This window comes from Sinobaca sp. TMA16-18, assembly GCF_059510535.1.
In genome coordinates, this window is sequence record NZ_JCAKFM010000002.1 from 70,578 (window position 1) to 91,781 (window position 21,204).

Consider the following 21,204-nt stretch of genomic DNA (forward strand, 5'->3'; position numbering starts at 1 on the left):
GTTGTCCGGCACAATCGTCAGCAGCAGGATTAAAACAAGGAGGCAACTCTTTGCACAACGTCCTTCTGCACCAGCCGATCAAACTAATAAAAAGAAAAGAGCGGGGTACAGCTTGCAGCCCCGAGGCACATGCTGTGGCCCGCCTTAGGAGGTCATCATTATATGTGTGGAATAGTAGGATATATAGGAAATGAACAGGCAGCAGATATTCTTTTAAAAGGCTTAAAGAAGCTGGAATACCGCGGGTACGACTCGGCTGGTATCGCTCTGGTAGGAAATGAAGGCGTAGATTTATACAAGGAACAGGGGCGCATCGCCGTTCTGGAAGAATCTGTTGGTACAAAAGCTTCCGGCACTATCGGCATCGGCCATACCCGCTGGGCTACCCACGGACCGCCAAGCCGCTTAAATGCCCACCCGCACCAGAGCACTTCTGAGCGTTTTACCATTGTTCATAATGGCGTTATTGAAAACTATAACGAGTTGAAAAAAGAATTTCTGAAGGATGTAAAACTAGTTAGTGATACGGATACAGAAGTCATCGTACAGATCGTCGAGTATTTTGTAAATGAAGGTTTGTCCACCGAAGATGCTTTCCGTCGCACTCTTTCCGTTCTTGAAGGTTCTTACGCCACCGCGCTGATTGATAACAACGATTCCGATGTGATCTATGTCGGCAAAAACAAAAGCCCGCTTCTTATCGGAGTAGGAAATGGCGTAAACGTTATTGCATCTGATGCAATGGCTATGCTTCATGTAACAAAAGAATTCATGGAAATCATGGACGGCGAAATTGTCGTGCTGACACAGAACAATGTGAAAGTGAAAACATTGGAAGGACAGCCGGTCAGCCGTGACACCTTCACAACCGATATCGACGAAAGCGACACGGAAAAAGGCACCTATTCTCACTTCATGCTGAAAGAAATCGACGAGCAGCCTTTTGTTATCCGTAACATTATCCAGAAATACCAGGATGAATCCGGAGAAATTAAGCTTGATGAAAATATCCGCACCGCCATTAATGATACAGACCGTATCTATATCATTGCTGCAGGTACAAGCTATCATGCCGGACTGGTTGGAAAAGAAATGCTGGAAAAAGTAGCAAAAAAACCAGTAGAAGTACACATTGCCAGCGAATTTCTCTATAATGAACCATTACTATCCAGCAATCCGCTTTTTATCTTTATTTCACAAAGCGGAGAAACGGCAGATTCCCGCGGCGTTCTTGTGAATGCCAAGAAAAACGGCTACCGTTCGATTACGATTACAAACGTGCCGGGCTCTACGCTTTCCCGTGAGGCAGATTTCACGCTTCATACGTACGCAGGCCCTGAAATCGCAGTAGCTTCTACAAAGGCCTATACAGCCCAAATGGCGGTATTCTCTATTCTTGCCATGGACAGTGCCCATGCCCAGGGAATTCAGACCGACTTCAATGCGATCCAGGAGCTCAGCCTTATTGCGAATGCCATGGAAGTGCTGTGTGACCAAAAGGACGTCATGGAGCAGGTTGCCCGTGATTATCTGCTGGAAACACGCAACTGCTTCTTTATCGGCCGCTCTATGGACTACAGCGTCGTTCAGGAAGGTGCTTTGAAGCTTAAAGAGATCTCTTATATCCAGGCAGAAGGATTTGCCGGAGGAGAGCTCAAGCACGGAACGATTGCCCTAATTGAAGATGGTACTCCGGTTATTGCGGTAACCACACAGAAAGCCACAAACCTTAACATCCGCGGCAACGTGCGTGAAGTAGAAGCACGAGGTGCCAATGCGTGCATCATCAGCACCGAAGACACGAAGCAGGACGGCGACCGTATTGTCCTGCCAACGATTAACGAACTGATGACACCGCTTGTCTCTGTTCTTCCGCTTCAGTTGATCTCCTACTATGCAGCCCTTCACAGAGGCTGCGACGTGGATAAGCCAAGAAACCTTGCGAAAAGTGTAACAGTGGAATAGAAATTTGAATGAATTAAAATAACCTTTAATGAAGTAAAACAAAGTTGGAAACCAAAATAATAAATGTAAGAGTCCTATCGAGAATGCTGGCGATAGGACTCTTTTTCGAAAAGAGAGAAGAGGGTATTCTTGTCTATATACACAGATGAATTGATAAAAGAAATTAATAAAGTAGTTAATCAAAAATCACCTATTGATTGAAGATCTTCCCATCCAAAAAGGTAGGAGGAGGCAAATAAGAAAATCCCCTTCTTACACTAGATTTATAAATTATGCTATTAAATACCATAATGAAAAAGGGAATCAAAATAAAAAAAGATCAGACGTGGAAAATCAACTTGATAAGTTTCGTAGCTAAGATTCTTCAAACTTAGGTATCGATAACCTGAATTCGTACATATATGCATTGGAATTAATGACAAAGAAGAGATGACGTCCTGATTTGGGCGTGGAGAACGATTCGAAAGTTGATAAAAAACAGTGGACTGGAAAACCACAACAACAACTTGGCAAGAGCTACTTGATAAAATAGTTGAAAACGGATAATTACCCGTAACATTAGAGGAGTTAAATCTGAAAGATGAGAATAAGAAACTATTATTTAGTACTATTAAAAATGTAATATCTGCCTGTGATGGCTATGATGAACAAGAAATAGATGAAAGAATAAAAATCTTAGAAGCATTTACAAGAGAATTTGTGCGGGATGAATATTAAGCAGGTTAGTAAAAAACAGCTATTTTCGGATAGATAGTTAAGTTTAGGTAAAAAAGATGTTATAAGGTCAATATTCATCAATGATACCCTAAACAGTTAATCTCATTGAAAGTGTTTTTCTAAAAACGCAAAATTAAGGCTTTAAACTTTTGATTTATGTATATAAGCTTAAAAAAATTGAAAAACGGCTGATTTTATTTTTTGTATTGACTAATTTAGAATAAAGCCTTAAAATTTGTAAACTTCTTTATCAGTGGTAATAGAAGATACAAAATATGGTATATTTGTAACAATGAAAATAAATATTGGGGGTGACAAGATTGTCTTTACCTGAACATTATATGAACCTTCCATTTGATCTCTCCGGCTCTCGTGCAAAGAATAGATTTCGTAATGAATTGCTATGGGGTTTAAAGAAGATGCTTGAATTGTATAAACAGAATGTTTCGTTTACGGTAGTTTTTGACTACAACTGCGATATTGAAATACATAAAAAAGATAGTATGGAATTTTATCAACTTAAAACTCAAAACAAAAACGGTTCATATACAGTAAAAAAGCTATTAGAAAAAAATACTTCTGGAGATTCTATCTTAGGCAAATTGTATTTATTAAAATACAATCCGCACAAGCAAGAAAATGACGAAATTAAAATTGCTCTGGTATCCAACGCCCCATTAAGTGATGGAAAGAAAACATATCATAATACGGAAATTATTAATTTAACATCTGTTGATGCGGGTGCAGTTGCAGATATGAAAGAAAAAATAAAAGAAGAATTACAATTAAATAAAGAAATCAGACTAAAAAATTCTCAATTTGAAAGAACAAGTATGGATCTTATAAGACCCGACAAGACATTAAAAGGTGAAATAGTAGACTTTTTCTTGGAAACTTTCCAGAATGAACCCAAAAAAGTAAATGCTCTCTTTAATTTATTGCAAGGTGAAATTCAAAGAAAAGCATCTTACGAACTTAAAATACCGGAATACGATAGTGTATTAAAAGAAAAAGGTATAGACAAAGCATACTTAGACGCCTTTCTCAACGAATACGTAGATATTGCCGATATCGCTGTTGAAAAAGCAAAAAGTTTTATAAGCGAGGCATATAAAGGAAGGTTTCGGAAAAAAGTTAACTTGTTAAGTTCGCTTACACAAATAATGGCACGATTAACTAGAAATGATAAACAAATTCAAAAATTAGAAGAAGAAGTAAAAAAATACTTCAATTCAAAAAATATTAAAGCATTGCCGGAAAAGGAAGAAGATATTATCCGGAAAATCACTTTAGAAATGGAAACTACAAAACCGATTGAAATAAGTGAAGAGGACATCGAATCCTTAGTAATTTTAGTGATGATGAAAATTGAGGAAGGAGTATATCCTATATGAATCGACTAATGATTAAAACCCTGTATTTATTTGATCCAACAAACAAATTGGCTAAAAGAGTGGATTTTAATGAAGGAATAAACATCATCACTTCTGATAAAGAGACTGGCAATAATGTAGGTAAATCTATTTTATTGAAAAGTATCTACCATACTTTAGGCGCCGACAATAAATTTGATGATAAATGGAAATCTTCTCCCAAAGTCTTCTTTTTGCATATAGAAATTAATGAAAAAACCTACTATGTATATAGAAGTGGTAGATTATTTAAGATATATGATAATAAATTTACTAAGCTGTTCAGCACAGTTAACCGAGTAGAGCTAGCTTTATTTTTGAAAGATTTGTATGGATTCAGTGTGAAGCTTCCAAATAAGGACACTGATGAAATTGAGATAGTTCCGCCAGTATACAGTTATTTACTAAACTATGTGGCTCAAGATAGAATGGATGGGCCAAAATTTAATTCTTTTGGAACTTTATTTCAATACAAAAATGACAAAAACAACATCCTCTTCAATCACTTTGGTATTTTTACAGATGAATATTTTGAAATAATTGATCTTATTGAAAAATTAAAAAACGAAGGCCAAGAGTTACACAGTGAAAGCATAGTTATTAACAATATGTTAAAAAGGGTTAAGAACTATTTAGAAGGAATGGATGCTCCTGCTGATATGGATGCACTGAAAGTGGAATTGGGGCAGAATAAGAGGGAGTACACGGAAATTGTAACAGATTTAAAAAAATATAAGAATAAACTAATTAACCTCCGAAATGAACAAATTAAATTATCAAATGACATACAAGAATTAAAAAAATGGAAAAATTTAAAAGAAAAAGACGTTAAAGCTGTAAATGATAACTTTTGCCCTACCTGTTCTCAGGAAATAGATGTGGGACAAACAAGGTTGAAAATAACGCAAAATAGTCAATTGGAAGATTTCTACATAATGAAAAGCGAATTGGACAGCTTATCACTTGATGTGGAAAGACGCCTTAAGTCAGAAGAAGCGTATTATGCTGCTTTATTGAATAAATTAAAGCAGTTTGAAAGTGAAATGAATAATCATAATAATCAAATCACGGATGCATTAAAACATCGGGGATATATAGAAACCCAAAGTAATATGCTACGTGAATCTGGAGTAGTTTTAGAAAAAATTAACTTAATTAAAGATAAAGAAAAAGAATTAGATAAGAAGCTAAAAAAATACGATAATTTAAAAAAGGAAGCAAATGAACGTTACGAAGAATTAATGGTTGAGTCGGCTGACAGGTTTGAATTAGAAGAAATTTCTAGGGATAAATTTAAAAAGTTGAATAATTCGTTTGAAGCTGGGGGAAGCAACCTTCCTATCGCTACTGTTATTTGGTACTTTAACCTTTTGAAAGTAAAAAACATCTTGAATCCGGAGACTATTCGATTTCCAGTAGTATTAGATAGTCCAAATAATGCAGAAATGGACGATGATAAATTAAACGCTCTTTTTGATTTTATTTTTACCCATAATGATTCAAATTCTCAATTGATTGTTTCTACACTAGGATTTAAGTTGGAAGATTATCCAGAGACAAAGTTTGCTTCTGTTACTCACTTAGAAACAAATAAATATCAGTTGCTTAATCAAGAAGATTATGAAGAGAATAAAGAATTGCTAAATATTATTTTCGAAGAAGAATAAAAAGTGATATCTTAAGCTTTTGTTAAATAAAGCCATATTCAGAGGTACATAGTATGCTAAATTTGAGTATTGCGAATTAATGAGGTGTAAATGTGATAACAGGTGAGATGAGAAATAGAGTAGACAAAATATGGGAGAGCTTTTGGACTGGTGGCATCACCAACCCTTTAACGGTAATTGAACAATTCACATATTTGCTCTACATCAAAGGATTAGATGATAGAGAAGTACGAAGAGAAAAAGATGCTGAACTGATAGGAATTGAACAAAATAGCTTATTTCCTGAGGACAAACCTCAGTTGCGCTGGTCTAATTTTTCTAACTTAGGGTCGGAAGAAATGTTTAGGGTAGTATCCCAGGAAGCTTTTCCTTTTATTAAGACTATGGGCGGGAAAGATTCTTCATATGCTAAGTACTTAAAAGATGCAGTGTTTGTTATTCCTACACCATCTCTTTTAGCCAAAGTAGTTGCCGGTATTGATAAACTACCACAAAATACTAGTGAAGAAGCGGAGAAAGATACGCTTGGTGATTTATATGAATATTTACTTTCTAAGTTAAGCTCGTCAGGGACTAACGGACAGTTTCGTACACCTAAGCACATTATTAATATGATGGTTCAATTAATGAAACCAACTCCTGAAGATATCATTGTAGATCCAGCCGCAGGTTCCGCCGGTTTCTTAGTCTCTGCGAGTGAATACTTACGCAAAAACCACAGTGATATGTTTTATGTGCAGGGATTAAGGGAGCATTTTAATAAAAGTATGTTTCACGGATTTGAAATAGATAATACAATGCTTCGTATTGGAGCTATGAATATGATGCTCCACGGTGTTGATGAACCGAACATTGGATACCGAGATAGCTTGTCAGAACAAAATAAAGAAAGAGAATTGTATACGTTAGTGCTAGCAAACCCACCGTTCAAGGGATCTCTTGATTATGAAACTGTTTCAGACGATTTATTAAAAATAACTAAGACAAAAAAGACAGAGTTATTATTTTTAAGTTTATTTTTGCGATTACTTAAAAAAGGTGGCCGGGCGGCATTTATTGTGCCTGATGGAGTATTATTTGGTGGTTCGAATGCACACAAAGCAATTCGAAAAGAAATTATAGAAAATCATAAAATGGAAGCTGTTATTAAAATGCCAAGTGGTGTATTTAAACCATATGCAGGGGTGTCTACCGCAGTAATAATTTTTACCAAAACTGGTTCCGGCGGGACAGAAAATGTTTGGTTCTATGATATGAAAGCAGATGGACTTTCTCTTGATGACAAAAGAGGACCAACCGAAGAAAATGATATTCCCGATATTATTGCTAGATTTCATAATCCTGAACCTGAGCATAGTCGGAAGAAAACTGAACAATCATTCTTTGTGCCAATCGATGATATTAGAAAGAATGATTACGATTTATCCATAAATAAATATAAAGAGATTAAGTATGAAGATATTGAATATGATTCACCGAATATTATTATCAACAGAATTAAAAAAGATGAAGAAGAGATTATCAAAGGGCTTAATGAAATTCATCAGCTAATTAAGGAGCTTTAAATGGAATGAATAATTATAAAGTAAAATATCTAGGGGATATTGCAACTTTTATAAACGGATATGCATTTAAACCAAATCATTGGGATATAAAAGGATATCCTATAATTAGGATACAAAACTTAAATAATCCTGATGCTGATTATAACTATTTTAACTCTGAAGAAATAAATGATAAATACTTTGTTGAGAAAGGTGATATTCTGATTTCCTGGTCTGCTAGTATTGGCGTTTATGAATGGGATAAAGAAAAAGCTGTATTAAACCAACATATATATAAAGTGCAATTCGATAAAGAAACCATAGATAAAAGTTATTTTAAATATGCTGTGGAATTCTTTATTAATAGAGCGCTAAATTATATGCACGGTTCCACGATGAAGCATTTCACTAAAAAATACTTTGAAAGTATTCAAATTCCTCTTCCGAGTATGGAGCATCAGAAAAAAATAGCAGCAATGTTACAAAAGACTAAATCACTAATTAATTTACGAAATCAGCAAATTTCAGCATTATCTTCTTTGTCTAAAAGTATATTTCTAGATATGTTTGGAAATCCTAATGATCCTAAAAATAAATATACTAAAAGGAAACTAGGCGAATTGTTTAAAGTGCAAACCGGTTTAACCCCTAGTCGAAAGAATGAAATGTATTGGAAGGAAGGTACTATTCCGTGGGTTAAAACAGCGGAGGTGAAAAATAACTTTATTAATCAAACAGAAGAATTTATTACCTCATTAGCATTAGAAAAAACTAATTTAAAAATTTTTCCTGCGAATACTATATTAATAGCTATGTATGGACAAGGGAAAACTAGAGGGAAGTCAGGAATTCTTACTTTTCCTACAAGTACGAATCAAGCTTGTGCTGCTTTACTTCCAAATATCAACACTAACAACATCTTTATTTGGTATCAATTGATGATACAGTACGAGACGCTTAGAAATCTTGGACGTGGAGGAAATCAACCTAATTTGAATTTAAATTTAATCAAAGAATTTGAAGTAATTCTTCCGCCTAATGATTTACAAAATAAATTTAGTGACATAATTGCTAAAAATGAAGAGCAGAAACAGTTATTAAAAGAAAGCTTAGATGATTTTGAATTTCTTTTTAAAGCATTAATGCAGGATTTTTTTGAAATGGAAAGACCTAAGGAGATTGAGCTTACAGAAATAATTTAACGACAGTACCTAAGGAGGTTAGTGAATGTCAAACTTTTCATTTATAAAGTTAAAATCCCAATATCGAACCTTTTCTGTTGCTTGTCTGGAAGCCGAAAAAAGCCTCCAAGTCAGCCCGGCTACGTGTGCTATCTTAACCCGGCGGGCATTGGAATTAGCTGTTAAGTGGATGTATAGCACAGATAAAGAATTGAAAGTTCCTTATCAAGATAACTTATCCAGCCTTGTCCACGAACGGAGTTTTAGGGACATCATTGATAATGATCTTTTCTCGTTGATTCGATTTATTATAAAACTAGGCAATGTCTCCGTCCATACCAATTCCAGAGTGTCCCGGAATGAAGCAGTGAAGGCACTGCAAAACCTTCACCAGTTTGTTGATTGGATTGATTACTGCTATTCAGAAGAATACAGTGGAGCTAAGTTTGATGAATCGCTTTTACTGACGGGGAATGAGACGCGCAAAAGGCCAGAAGAGTACCAGGATCTCTATGATAAATTAAGTTCAAAAGATCAAAAACTGGAAGAAATGATAAAACAAAATGAAGATTTGCAGAAACAGTTAACTAAAAATCGCGTACAGAACACTCAAGATTATAACTATCAAGTAGACGAAATTTCAGAGTTCCAAACTCGTAAGCTTTACATAGATTTGGACTTAAAGTTAGCCGGATGGGAATTTGGCCGTGACATTCTTGAAGAATATGAAGTAAGTGGAATGCCAAATAAGCGCGGCATCGGATTTGTTGACTATGTGCTATTGGGTGGTAATGGAAAACCAATAGCCGTAGTGGAAGCTAAAAGAGCATCTGTTGACCTTTACCAAGGAAAGCAGCAGGCTAAGTTATATGCCGATTGTATTGAGAAAATGCACGGTCAAAGACCTATTATTTTCTTTGCCAATGGATTTGATACACGTTTATGGGATGACGTGGAATATCCGGAGCGACAGGTGTCCGGCTTTTATACAAAAAGCGATTTAGAATTGTTAATTACAAGAAGGGTATTTAAGCGTCCTTTAAATAATATTGAAATCAGCGATACTATTACCAACCGCCCATATCAAAAAGAAGCTATAACGAATGTCTGTGAGGCTATTGGAGTAAAAGAACGCAAGTCACTTTTAGTAATGGCTACCGGTTCCGGTAAAACAAGGACAGCTATCTCCATTGTAGACGTGTTAGTGCGCCACAATTGGGTGAAAAATGTTCTGTTCTTGGCAGATAGAACCGCTTTGGTAAAGCAGGCGAAAAAAAACTTTAACGATTTGCTACCTTCTATGAGTTTATGTAATCTGCTGGATAATAAAGATGATCCGGAATTAAGTCGGATGGTCTTCTCGACTTATCCGACGATGATGAATGCTATTGATGACGCCAAGCGTAAAGATGGTCAGAAGTTATTTACAGTAGGTCATTTCGATTTAATTATTATTGATGAAAGTCACAGGAGCATTTATAAGAAGTATAAGTCTATTTTTGACTATTTTGATGGCACTTTACTTGGTTTGACAGCAACGCCTAAAGATGAAATTGACAAGAACACATATGACATTTTTGGTTTAGAAAGCGGGAATCCTACGTATGCGTATGAACTGGAACAGGCTGTGAATGACGGTTATTTAGTGGATTACCGCACAATAGAATCCACTTCCAAATTTATGGACGATGGTCTACGCTACGATGAATTATCAGAAGAAGAGAAAGATATGTATGAAGAAACATTTGAGGAAGATGAAAATGTTGGAGATGCTATTACCAGCGAGGCAGTGAATAAGTGGTTATTTAATGACAACACAATTGACCAAGTACTCAGTGAGGTAATGGGAAAAGGCGTTAAGGTAGAAGGAGGCGATAGGTTAGGAAAAACCATCGTTTTTGCTAAGAATTCTAAGCACGCCAAAAGAATTGTAGAACGGTTCAATCAACTTTATCCCCACTACAGTGGTAACTTCTGCCGCCAGGTCGATTATAATGTTAATTATGTAGATACTTTAATTTCTGACTTTTCTACCAAGGATAAAGGTCCACATATTGCTGTATCGGTTGATATGCTGGATACAGGAGTTGATATTCCAGAGGTAGTTAATCTTGTATTCTTTAAAAAAGTGCGGTCCAAATCAAAATTCTGGCAAATGATTGGGCGAGGCACCCGATTATGTGAAAATTTATTTGGACCCGCTCAGGATAAACAGTATTTTCAAGTATTCGATTACCTGCGCAATTTTGAATTTTTTCGTGAAAACAAAAGAGGTATTGAGGGCAATCTCACCGTAAGTCTTACACAGCGAATTTTTGAATTGAAGTTAGCTATTGCGAAAGAACTGCAAGCATTAGATTATCAAGAAGATGTGTATATCCAATACCGTCAAATATTAGTAGAAGATTTAAAGGGTGAGACTGAACGTTTAAATGAAGATAACTTCCAAGTTCGGATGCATTTGAAGTATGTTCATAAGTATAAAAACAAAGAAAACTGGATCGCTTTGTCAGTTGCGAATGTCAATGAAATCAAAGAACACCTCTCTCCACTTATCTTGTTAAAGGAAGATGATGAGATGGCTAAGCGTTTCGATAATGTAATGTACAACATCGAATTGGCCTATTTGACAGCTAACAAGGCAACTAAACCTATCCGAAGCGTAATTAGTACATCGGAAAACTTAGCTAGGTTGGGTACTATCCCTCAAATTAACCGTAATAAAGAGACATTGGTAAAAGTCCAATCAGAAGAATTTTGGGAAGAAGCAACTATTTTTGAATTGGATGAAGTCCGGATTGTGATTCGTGAATTAGTGAAATTTTTGGAACGTGAATATCAAAAAGATTACTTCACTAATTTTCAAGACACTTTTGAAACCGTTGTTTCAGAGGGCGGCCAAATATACGGAACCAATGAATTGCAAAATTATCGTAAAAGAGTGAATCAGTATCTTAAAGAACACCAAGATCAAATTGCTATTCATAAACTTAGAAACAACAAATTATTAACAGCCCAGGATGTGAAGTTACTAGAAGAAATATTATGGGTGGAATTAGGTTCTAAGGAAGAGTATGAAAATGAATTTGGAACTACTCCGGTTACAAAGCTCGTGAGACAGATATTAGGTTTGGATAAACAAGCAGCAAACGAAGCATTTTCTGAGTTTCTCTCATCTGAAAGGTTAAACACAAATCAAATTAAGTTTGTAAGACTTATAATAGATTATGTAGTGAAAAACGGATACCTAGAAAAGACGGTATTGGAAGAAGACCCTTTTCGTTCCTTAGGAAGTGTCTTTGAATTATTTAGGGATAACATTGAAGACGCCAGAAAAGTTATAAGCGTAGTAGATGAAATTAACAGAAATTTAGAATATGATGAAGAAGCATAGGAAATGATGCTTATATAAAAAAATTGACGTTATGATTGCATAAGAATGCACAAATGTGGCAAAAAGAAAAATGAAAGATTCTAATCTTTTAAGTTGATAGTCATACTATTAAACACAAGTAAATATTCAAAAAGACCGTTAATTCAATTTCTATTAATGGTCTTTTTAAATATAGTCGTACTCCAGATAAAAGCTTAGCTAACAAAATATAATCAATAAAAGTATATAGAAATTAAAAGTAAGAAAGAAAATGAAGTATATTTAAAGTCATTATACTTTTTGATGTTTTTAATAAGCTGAATAGAAGATAATACATTAATCAATCTAAGGGCGTCGGTTTTTTTGCAGTACATCGATTCATCTCGGCCGTGAAGAACCCAGTTCCTATTTATAAGACTCTTTCTACTCTTTTGGAATTTATGGCTTGCGAATAATTCTTTTTTTAAAGCAGTGGATTACAGAATAGATAGCAATCTTAGTGAACTTTTCCTTTTCTTCTTTAACCTCTTCTTTCATAAATTTAAATAAACAATATCCATATTCATCCGTGTGAAAAGTGGTAGTAATTTCGCCTTCAATAACAGAAAATAATATAGGTATAGTTAACCTATATTTGTCTTGTTCAAATCAATCAAAGCAATCTTCCATTGCCTCTTTCCATTTTGGGGAAATATTTTCAAGTATTAGCTTTTTTGTTTCATAATAGTATTCCCAACTTCTATGTGAGTAATAATTATAAAAATATTCATCTTTTTCTTTTAAGGGAACATCTAATAAATCATTGTTAAGATAATCAGCTAGACTAATTTGCTCAGTTAAAGTCCAACCATATTTTGAATAGTCATTTGTAATTCTTTCATAGTCAATCTGTAATTCAGGAATTTTAATTTTAGGGAAGGTGATATTTGGAATTCGAAAAACAGAAAAATCAACATTAGGGACCGTAAAATGAGAGATCTCAATTTTAGGAATTTAAGAAAGAGGAAAGATAATGTTAGGTAAATTTAGCTTAAAGTTACCAATTAATTCCCCATTGTCCTAATTATAGGCAGAGGGGCTTTTTTATTTTAAACTAAAAATAAACTTCGTTTTAATAATCAAGCAGCCTGCCATTATCATTCCACTGCCCGTACATTTTATTTTCTCTCGTGTTTTCAACGAACTTATCCAATCGTTTATAAAAAAGCTCAGGGTCATTTTTATAACATTGGATGGTATCAATTCGAATTCTTCGGTACAGTTCAGGGAAATGAAGGAAGTTCTGATATACCTGTTTCTCTTCTTTAAGGCGGCTTTCAATCTCTTCGTCAATCGTAAAAGATTCCGGCCGCATGTCGGGGAGAACCCTGCGCCCTTCTTCTTTCATTAAGCCCAGCTTATCCAGTCTTCTTACTCTCTCTTTATTTAACTCCGTCCAGTTGCTTTTCTTTTTTCGCGGGGAGAGCCTCTGTGCTGTTTCACCGGTATCCGAAAGCTTCTTTACGATGCCGTCAATCCAGCCAAAACATAACGCTTCTTCCACAGCATCCAGGTATAGAAGGGCTTCTGCTGTTTTACTTCTGCTTACAATGATCCAGCAGCATTTTTCTGACTCAGCATGCGTTTCAAGCCAATCTCTAAGTTCCTGCCTTGTTTTTACCAGAATTAAATTTTCAATTTCCATGTAGACACATCCTTATATAGAGTTGTACGAGAAAGGATTTGTATATGAATAATAATGATGCATTAAAAGACAATATTCAATTTCAATTCAGTATTTCCAGAGAGCTTCTGGACTATCACCTTTCTTCGCTGGAGCAGGAAGAATACATGTGGCGGCCGTCGAAAAGCAGTCTGTATATTAAAGAAGCAGAAGGAGTATGGTATGCAGAACTGCCTGAAACAGAGTCTTATGAGATAGGACCACCAAGTATTGCATGGACCCTGTGGCATATCACTTTTTGGTGGGAAATGGTCTTTAACCATTCTTTTGAAGAAGGGAATTTAACAAAAGAGGATGTAGAAGTTACGGCTGATGCAGAAGAAATAAAAGCTCATTTATATGACCTGGCTGATAGATGGGAAAAAAAGCTTTCCCAGTTAACGGAGGAGGAATGGACGAGCCGCCAGTACAGCTCCTTTCCTTTTAACAACGAAGTGGAATTTCATAAATTAGCCTCGTGGCTGAACCTCGAGCTGATGAAAAATGCCTCCGAGATAGGGTACGCGAGGTTTAATTACGCGACCTCCGGGAAGCAGTAATCAAGCATCCCATTCCAGTGTTATACGTAAAAGAAGCTCTGAGCTGGGTTTAACCGGTACAGAGCTTTTTTTGCTGCGTATAAAAGCTTGATTTATATCTTTTGAATATCATCGACAAGAGCGGGCAGCCCATGTTGAAACGTATGGTCATGGCCTTCGAGAATACGGGTTTCTGCATTGGGAAGCTGGGTTTTGAAGTATTCCAGGTGAGAGAATGGTACTATCTCATCATTCTGGCTGTGGTAAAGATGTATCCTGCGGATGGAAGGAAGTCGGGAGGCGAAATCGCCAGGAAAATTAAACTCTTCCGCCTGCCACCCTTTTCTCTCTCCCCAGTAAGGGGCGGCAACTAAAAACAATCCAGCGATCACTGGGATCTCCGTTTTTTCGGCAAGGTATTTAACAAGAACGGATCCTCCCAACGAATGGCCGACAAGAATCACCTCACGGTCCAGTCCAGTAAACTCTTTTTCAAGCTGCGTCTTCCAGAGGGAATACCTGGGATCTTCCGGATAGGGCATTTCCGGGGTCAGCAGCTGGTATTCCGCCCCGAGTACTTCTTTTAAATATGCTGTCAAACCACTGCTCCCCTCGTGAAGCTTCTGGGGTCCTGCACTATGAATGAACAGCACCTGTTTTGTCATTTCCTTCTCCTCCTTTCTGCCGGCAGGAAGGCTGGTGATTATATACTACCCGTTATTGCCATTATGTATGAGCGCTTTATATTTAAAACAAAAAAAGGACAACTGCGATAAGTAATCGGCAACTGTCCTTCTCTACTTTTATTATACCATTGGCAGAGGATTATTATCAGACTGTTAATCATTTATTAAATGCGTATGATTAATAAAACGGAGGCTTTTTTTATAAAGCAGATAACGATAAATGGGAGGGACAGATATGATATCTTATGTGCTGAAGTTCCAGGAAGTTGATAAAACAAGGAAATATGAGGTCGGGGGGAAGGGTGTTAATATAGGCGAACTGGTGAAGATGAAAGACATACAAGTTCCCGACGGATTCTGTGTGACTACAGATGCCTATAGAAAAGCTTTTGATCATAAGAAAAAGCTCGATATATTATTGGATCAGCTTGCTGTTATGAAAATAGAGGATCAGAAACGGATTAGTGAAGTCTGCAGGGATATCCGAAGTATTATGTTGGAAACAGATATTCCTCCTGATGTAATGGAGGCCGTTAGTCATGGTTTTACCCAATTCGGCGAAAAACAGGCGTATGCTGTACGATCCAGCGCAACAGCTGAAGATTTACCCCATGCCTCGTTTGCCGGACAGCAGGAGACGTATTTAAATGTTATCGGCAGAGAGGCAGTTCTATGGCATATCAGCAGGTGCTGGGCATCATTGTTTACGGACCGTGCGGTTATGTACCGAATGCAGAACGGGTTTGATCACAGAAAAGTATTTGTATCTGTTATTATTCAAAAAATGGCATACCCTCAGGCTTCAGGCGTTTTGTTTACTGCAGATCCGATTACATCCAACCGAAGGCAGCTGGCTATTGACGCTGTTTTTGGACTTGGAGACGCCCTTGTAGTCGGTCTGGTGTCTGCCGACCACTATAAGATACAGGACGGGGAAATCACCGAGAAAATGAGAGCGGTTAAAAAAACAGCGGTTTATGGATCCAAAGAGGGTGGCACAGAAATCCGGCAGATCGCTGAAGGACAGCAAAAAAAATCCGTACTGACAGATGAACAGATAGGCCGGCTGGAACGAATAGGAAGGCAGATCGAAGCACACTTTGGCAGTCCGCAGGATATTGAATGGTGTTTAGAAGGTGATGTCTTTTATATCGTGCAAAGCCGTCCAATTACGACGTTATATCCCATTCCTAAAACGGAAGAGGCGGGCCATCGTGTTTACGTGTCAGTCGGTCATCAACAAATGATGACCGATCCAATAAAGCCACTCGGGTTGTCCTTTTTTCTGTTAACCACGTATGCTCCAATGCATAAAGCAGGGGGACGATTATTTGTGGATGTTTCAAAAAGCCTAAGTACACCGACTTTGAGAAATATGCTGGTAAACACCCTGGGAGAATCCGATCCGCTCATAAAAGACGCGCTGATGACCATAATAGAACGGGGAGGCATTATTCCCTTGCAGTTCGATGATACAAGAGCAAAGAATGCCGACACTATAAGGAAAAAAGACTCGTTTGAGGAAGACGCTGAGCAGAGTGAACCCGGTCCAGCATTAGTTTCCGAATTAATTAAAGGCAGCGAAACTTCGATAGAGAAAGTAAAACAGCACATTCAAACGATTTCAGGGGCGGATGTATTTGATTTTATTTTGGAAGATATTCAGCAGTTAAAGAAAAATTTATTTGATCCGCAAAGTCTGGGGGTCATTACGACAGCAATGAATGCATCAGCCTGGATCAATGAATACGTGAACAAATGGCTGGGTGAAAAAAATGCAGCGGATGTTCTTTCTCAATCTGCAGCCTATAATATTACGTCTAAAATGGGCCTGGAGTTATTGGACGCCGCAGATGTAATTCGTCCGTATCCAGAAGTGATTGACTGCCTGGAGCGTGCAAAGGACAATTCTTTTTTAGAGGAACTGTTGCTTTTTGATGGAGGAGAAGAAGCCAAAAGTGCTATTGATCAATACCTTAGAAAGTATGGAATGCGGTGTGCCGGAGAGATTGATATTACACGAGCCCGCTGGAGTGAAAACCCCCTTACTCTTGTGTCCATACTTCTAAACAATATTAAAAATTTTGAGCCCGGCGCTTCCTTTAGGAAGTTTGAAAAGGGAAAGCAGGAAGCTTTGAAAAAAGAACAGGATATTCTGCGGCGGCTGAAAGAATTACCGGACGGAGAGAAAAAGGCGGCAGAAGCTAAACAAAAAATAGATCTTATCCGCCACTTTATTGGTTACAGGGAATATCCGAAATACGCCATGGTGAATCGGTACTTTCTTTATAAACAGGCGCTTTTGAAAGAAGCAGAGAAGCTTGTACGGGCCGGCGTAATTCAGGAAAAAGAAGATGTTTACTATCTTACTTTTGAAGAATTTCAAGAAGTTGCACGCGTGAAAAAACTAGATCGTTCTATTCTGCATGAACGAAAAGAAGAGTATGGCTTTTTTGAAAAGCTGACGCCTCCACGCGTTATTACTTCCAATGGTGAAATCATTAACGGAAAATACAGACGAGAGGATTTTCCAAGTGGAGCTGTTGTCGGTCTACCTGTTTCATCCGGCATAATTGAAGGACGGGCCCGTGTTATTTTGACTATGGAAATGGCCAATATGGATGAAGGGGATATACTAATCACTTCTTATACCGATCCCAGCTGGACCCCGTTGTTTTTACTAGTAAAAGGCCTGGTCACTGAAGTTGGCGGGCTGATGACCCATGGAGCTGTTGTCGCCCGTGAATATGGTCTTCCGGCAGTAGTAGGCGTGGAGAATGCGGTTAGCCTTATAAAGGATGGACAGCGAATACGTGTGAATGGGACAGAAGGGTATATTGAAATATTATAACAAAAGCGTTTCAGCCATAAAAAACCGGGCTTCCTGCAATAACAGGAGAGCCCGGTTCTATTTTTACTTATTTTTTAACATCGTAACGGTCTGCGTCCATGATCTTAACCCAGGCCTTAATAAAGTCTTTAACAAATTTCTCTTCGTTGTCGTCCTGCGCATACACTTCAGAGTGAGCGCGGAGAACGGAATGAGAACCGAAGACAAGGTCTACTCTTGATCCTGTGCGGACAAGTTCACCTGTTTTGCGGTCATATGCTTCGTAGATGCCGTTTTCGGTTTCTGACGGTTTCCAGTCTACACTCATATCCATAAGGTTCACGAAGAAGTCGTTGCTTAGAACGCCGGGACGGTCTGTATAGACGCCGTGCTTCGTGCCTTTGTAGTTTGCGTCAAGAGCGCGCATACCACCGACTAATACAGTCATTTCATGAGCGGAAAGCCCAAGAAGCTGTGCTTTGTCAACAAGCAGCTCTTCAAAAGAAACAGTATACTCTTTCTTTTGGTAGTTGCGGAAACCATCTGTTTCCGGCTCAAGCGCTTCAAAGTTTTCTACGTCTGTCTGCTCCTGCGTCGCGTCGCCGCGGCCCGGAGTAAATGGTACTTTCACGTCAAAGCCTGCTTCTTTCGCAGACTTTTCAATAGCCGCGCTTCCGCCGAGAACAATCAGGTCAGCAATGCTGACGTTCTTGTCGAGGCCTTTTTGAATCTCTTCCAATTTGCTGAGCACTTTGGAAAGTTCTTCCGGCTCATTTACTTCCCAGTCTTTCTGTGGAGAAAGACGGATACGTGCACCATTTGCGCCGCCGCGCTTGTCGGAATGGCGGAATGTGCTTGCAGAAGCCCATGCTGTTTTAACAAGCTGGCTTACAGAAAGGCCGGAATCAAGCAGCTTTCCTTTAAGCTCTTCAATTTCTGTTTCGTTGAGTTCGTAATCTACTTCAGGTACAGGATCCTGCCAGATAAATACTTCTTCCGGTACTTCCGGTCCGAGGTATCTGTCGCGTGGACCCATATCACGGTGAAGAAGCTTAAACCAGGCACGGGCGAATGCGTCAGCAAACTCGTCTGGATTCGCATAGAAGCGGCGGCAGATCTTTTCGTATTCCGGATCTACACGCATAGCCATATCAGCTGTTGTCATCATTGTTTTTACTTTCTTGGAAGAATCACCAGCGTCTGGCGCAAGGTGGTCTTCATCAGGAGAAACAGGTTCCCACTGGTACGCGCCAGCCGGGCTCTTTGTCAGTTCCCACTCATAGCCGAACAGCATATCAAAATAGCTTAGGTCCCATGTCGTTGGAGTAGGTGTCCAAGCGCCTTCAATCCCACTTGTGATCGTGTAAGGACCGTTTCCGCTTTCGTAGGTGCTCTTCCAGCCAAGGCCCTGATTCTCAAGCTGAGAGCCTTCTGGATCCTCACTCACGTGAGATGGGTCACCTGCGCCATGGGCTTTACCAAACGTATGGCCGCCGGCAGTAAGAGCTGCTGTTTCTTCGTCATTCATTCCCATTCTCTTAAACGTTTCACGGATATCGCGGGCACTGCCTGCAGGATCCGGCTTGCCGTTTGGACCTTCAGGGTTTACGTAAACTAAGCCCATTTGAACAGCGGCTAAAGGATTTTCAAGTTCGCGCTCACCGGAATAACGCTCATCGCCGAGCCAGTCTTTCTCTGGTCCCCAGTTTACGTCTTCTTCCGGGCTCCAGATATCAGGACGTCCGGCACCAAATCCAATGGTTTTTCCTCCCATGGATTCGATCGCTACATTTCCGGCAAGAACAAGAAGGTCAGCCCAGGAAATTTTGTTTCCGTATTTTTGCTTGATTGGCCATAAAAGGCGGCGTGCTTTATCAAGGTTTCCGTTATCAGGCCAGCTGTTTAAAGGAGCAAAACGCTGTGAGCCGCTTCCGCCGCCGCCGCGTCCGTCAGCTGTACGATATGTTCCGGCCGAGTGCCATGACATACGGATGAAAAATGGACCATAGTGTCCGTAATCTGCAGGCCACCAGTCCTGGTTGTCTGTCATTAGATCAAGAAGGTCCTTCTTCATCGCATCATAGTCCAGCTTTTTGAACTCTTCTGTATAGTCGAAGTCTTCTCCGAGTGGATTGGTCTTCGTATCGTGCTGGTGAAGAACGTTCAGGTCGAGAAGACCTGGCCACCAATCTTTATTTGTTGTTCCTTTTGTTCCGCTTACTGGTTTGCTTGGGGCGCCCTCGCCCGTGAATGGACACTGGCCGCCGGTTCCGTTATCTGACATATTCGTACATTCCCCTTTCTATTTTAAAAAATAAAACAGCAAAGATATCCAGCCTTTGGTAATGCATACTGAAATGCTAAGAGGCTGTATTAATTCTTACATTGTAATTATAATAAATTATAACGCAAATAAAAAGTAAAAAGAAGGATTTTCGGAAAATTACATGGAAAGTCCGGAAAAAAGCAAAGCTTATTGTACACATGCCCTGCAGATGGATTATTTAAACAAGTACCCGTAAAATATTCAGCTGATCGTACCCGGACTTTTATGAATCAGCACGGAAAAGAGCGGCGGGAGCCTTACCAAAGGAAGAGAAAGGAATGATCAAATGAGAATGCTGCCGCTGCATTATCACTTGTTTCTCAGAATCTGCAAAAATGAATGCACGAGAGCGGCTTCGTTTATAAATAGATGCGCAGCGTGTTAATGATAAGATTCCATGCCTGGTGAGCGGGCTCTTTTCTTCCATTATGAGTAAACGCGTGAAAGGTGCCGGGAAACGTATGAAAAGATGCAGTGGTGCCGGCCTCTTTTAAGCGGAAAGCGTAATCCTGTGCTTCGCGGGCGAGTGAATCAAATTCAGGTGTGAATAAAAGAGCAGGCGGAACTCCTTCCAAAGACGTCGCATAAAGAGGCGAAACATAAGGGTGGCGACGGTCCTGATGTTCCTTTAAGTAGCTTGCTGCAAATAAGTCCGCCACCGCTGTGGGAATCGCGCCGGAAATAGCCGGTTTGCAGCGGGGATTCGTATACAGGTCCAGAATCGGAGAATCGAGAATCTGAATCCGGGGTAAGGGAAGGCCTGCGTCCCGAAGAAATAATACAGAAGCTGCAGCCAGATTGCCGCCGGCGCTGTGGCCGCCAAGCGAAAAGCGTTTCATATCAAGCCCAAGCGCGGAACTGTGCTCATGCAGCCAGGAAAGAACATCACGGATCTCAAAGAGAGAAATAGGAAATTGTGTGTGGGGGGCCAGGTGGTATTCTACATTAACGACAGCGCAGGGCGTCTTTCCGGCCACATATTTTCCCCATCCCTTGTCATCACGAGCGCGTCCCATGAAAAATCCGCCTCCGTGCAGGTTCACAAACACTGGTAAATGCGTGTCAGGTTCTGTCTGCGGATAGTAAATATGAACAGACGTAAACCCAGCGGCTGTTTCGACCATGTAGGATCTATTTGTCGTATTCATCGAAGGCGGCATAATATGAAAAGGAGAAAACCGGCTCAGCGGCTTCTGCAGCGAGCGGAGCACAGTGGTGCCTATCTGCATTTTCCAGGCATGCATTTGAACTCCTCCTTGTAA

Annotated in this window: 12 protein-coding genes; 8 read left to right on the forward strand and 4 right to left on the reverse strand. The window is 39.0% G+C overall.

The annotated features are described in order from the left end of the window. Window positions 1-162 precede the first annotated feature (162 nt). The 6 genes from glmS (at window position 163) to AC5W14_RS04170 (ending at window position 11,880) form a co-directional block, all read left to right on the forward strand. Window positions 163-1,965 (forward strand): glutamine--fructose-6-phosphate transaminase (isomerizing), encoded by a 1,803-nt coding sequence (gene glmS, locus AC5W14_RS04145; protein WP_496193731.1) that lies wholly within the window; start codon window positions 163-165, stop codon window positions 1,963-1,965. A 1,058-nt stretch (window positions 1,966-3,023) separates the two neighbouring features. Then, the gene (locus AC5W14_RS04150; RefSeq protein WP_496193732.1) at window positions 3,024-4,076 is read left to right on the forward strand and encodes a dsDNA nuclease domain-containing protein; all 1,053 of its coding nucleotides are present in this window, start codon (window positions 3,024-3,026) and stop codon (window positions 4,074-4,076) included. Next, complete coding sequence (locus tag AC5W14_RS04155) at window positions 4,073-5,761, forward strand: hypothetical protein (protein ID WP_496193733.1); 1,689 nt, start codon at window positions 4,073-4,075, stop codon at window positions 5,759-5,761. Before AC5W14_RS04150 ends, AC5W14_RS04155 begins: the two co-directional genes overlap by 4 nt. A gap of 92 nt (window positions 5,762-5,853) precedes the next feature. Continuing rightward, complete coding sequence (locus AC5W14_RS04160; protein ID WP_496193734.1) at window positions 5,854-7,326, forward strand: class I SAM-dependent DNA methyltransferase; 1,473 nt, start codon at window positions 5,854-5,856, stop codon at window positions 7,324-7,326. 5 nt (window positions 7,327-7,331) lie between these two features. Further along, window positions 7,332-8,507 carry a restriction endonuclease subunit S gene (locus tag AC5W14_RS04165; protein ID WP_496193735.1) on the forward strand — a complete coding sequence of 392 codons (1,176 nt, stop codon included), beginning with the start codon at window positions 7,332-7,334 and terminating at the stop codon, window positions 8,505-8,507. A 25-nt stretch (window positions 8,508-8,532) separates the two neighbouring features. After that, complete coding sequence (locus AC5W14_RS04170) at window positions 8,533-11,880, forward strand: DEAD/DEAH box helicase family protein (protein ID WP_496193736.1); 3,348 nt, start codon at window positions 8,533-8,535, stop codon at window positions 11,878-11,880. Window positions 11,881-12,970: 1,090 nt separating this feature from the next. On the opposite strand, the gene AC5W14_RS04175 is transcribed toward AC5W14_RS04170, so the two are convergent. After that, window positions 12,971-13,543 carry a YdeI/OmpD-associated family protein gene (locus AC5W14_RS04175; protein ID WP_496193737.1) on the reverse strand — a complete coding sequence of 191 codons (573 nt, stop codon included), beginning with the start codon at window positions 13,541-13,543 and terminating at the stop codon, window positions 12,971-12,973. 44 nt (window positions 13,544-13,587) lie between these two features. On the opposite strand from AC5W14_RS04175, the gene AC5W14_RS04180 reads away from it, so the two are divergent. Next, window positions 13,588-14,121, forward strand: a complete 534-nt coding sequence (locus AC5W14_RS04180; protein ID WP_496193738.1) for a DinB family protein — start codon at window positions 13,588-13,590, stop codon at window positions 14,119-14,121. Window positions 14,122-14,213: 92 nt separating this feature from the next. Here the strand turns inward: AC5W14_RS04180 and AC5W14_RS04185 are convergent, their stop codons facing one another. After that, complete coding sequence (locus AC5W14_RS04185; protein ID WP_496193739.1) at window positions 14,214-14,765, reverse strand: alpha/beta fold hydrolase; 552 nt, start codon at window positions 14,763-14,765, stop codon at window positions 14,214-14,216. A 256-nt stretch (window positions 14,766-15,021) separates the two neighbouring features. Here AC5W14_RS04185 and ppsA point away from each other — a divergent pair, with 256 nt between their 5' ends. Next, on the forward strand, window positions 15,022-17,637 hold the full coding sequence (gene ppsA, locus AC5W14_RS04190; RefSeq protein ID WP_496193740.1) for a phosphoenolpyruvate synthase: 2,616 nt from the start codon (window positions 15,022-15,024) through the stop codon (window positions 17,635-17,637). A gap of 67 nt (window positions 17,638-17,704) precedes the next feature. On the opposite strand, the gene katG is transcribed toward ppsA, so the two are convergent. Continuing rightward, window positions 17,705-19,900, reverse strand: coding sequence for a catalase/peroxidase HPI (gene katG, locus AC5W14_RS04195; protein ID WP_496060009.1), 2,196 nt, complete (start codon window positions 19,898-19,900; stop codon window positions 17,705-17,707). 401 nt (window positions 19,901-20,301) lie between these two features. Next, on the reverse strand, window positions 20,302-21,186 hold the full coding sequence (locus AC5W14_RS04200; protein ID WP_496193741.1) for an alpha/beta hydrolase: 885 nt from the start codon (window positions 21,184-21,186) through the stop codon (window positions 20,302-20,304). Between the last annotated feature and the right edge of the window lie 18 nt (window positions 21,187-21,204).

Bases quoted from the DNA above. Each gene is read 5' to 3' on its own strand.
- glmS (WP_496193731.1), top strand. From the start codon at position 163: ATGTGTGGAATAGTAGGATATATAGGAAATGAACAGGCAGCAGATATT.
- AC5W14_RS04150 (WP_496193732.1), top strand. From the start codon at position 3,024: ATGAACCTTCCATTTGATCTCTCCGGCTCTCGTGCAAAGAATAGATTT.
- AC5W14_RS04155 (WP_496193733.1), top strand. From the start codon at position 4,073: ATGAATCGACTAATGATTAAAACCCTGTATTTATTTGATCCAACAAAC.
- AC5W14_RS04165 (WP_496193735.1), top strand. From the start codon at position 7,332: ATGAATAATTATAAAGTAAAATATCTAGGGGATATTGCAACTTTTATA.
- AC5W14_RS04170 (WP_496193736.1), top strand. From the start codon at position 8,533: ATGTCAAACTTTTCATTTATAAAGTTAAAATCCCAATATCGAACCTTT.
- AC5W14_RS04175 (WP_496193737.1), bottom strand. From the start codon at position 13,543: ATGGAAATTGAAAATTTAATTCTGGTAAAAACAAGGCAGGAACTTAGA.
- AC5W14_RS04180 (WP_496193738.1), top strand. From the start codon at position 13,588: ATGAATAATAATGATGCATTAAAAGACAATATTCAATTTCAATTCAGT.
- AC5W14_RS04185 (WP_496193739.1), bottom strand. From the start codon at position 14,765: ATGACAAAACAGGTGCTGTTCATTCATAGTGCAGGACCCCAGAAGCTT.
- ppsA (WP_496193740.1), top strand. From the start codon at position 15,022: ATGATATCTTATGTGCTGAAGTTCCAGGAAGTTGATAAAACAAGGAAA.
- katG (WP_496060009.1), bottom strand. From the start codon at position 19,900: ATGTCAGATAACGGAACCGGCGGCCAGTGTCCATTCACGGGCGAGGGC.
- AC5W14_RS04200 (WP_496193741.1), bottom strand. From the start codon at position 21,186: ATGCATGCCTGGAAAATGCAGATAGGCACCACTGTGCTCCGCTCGCTG.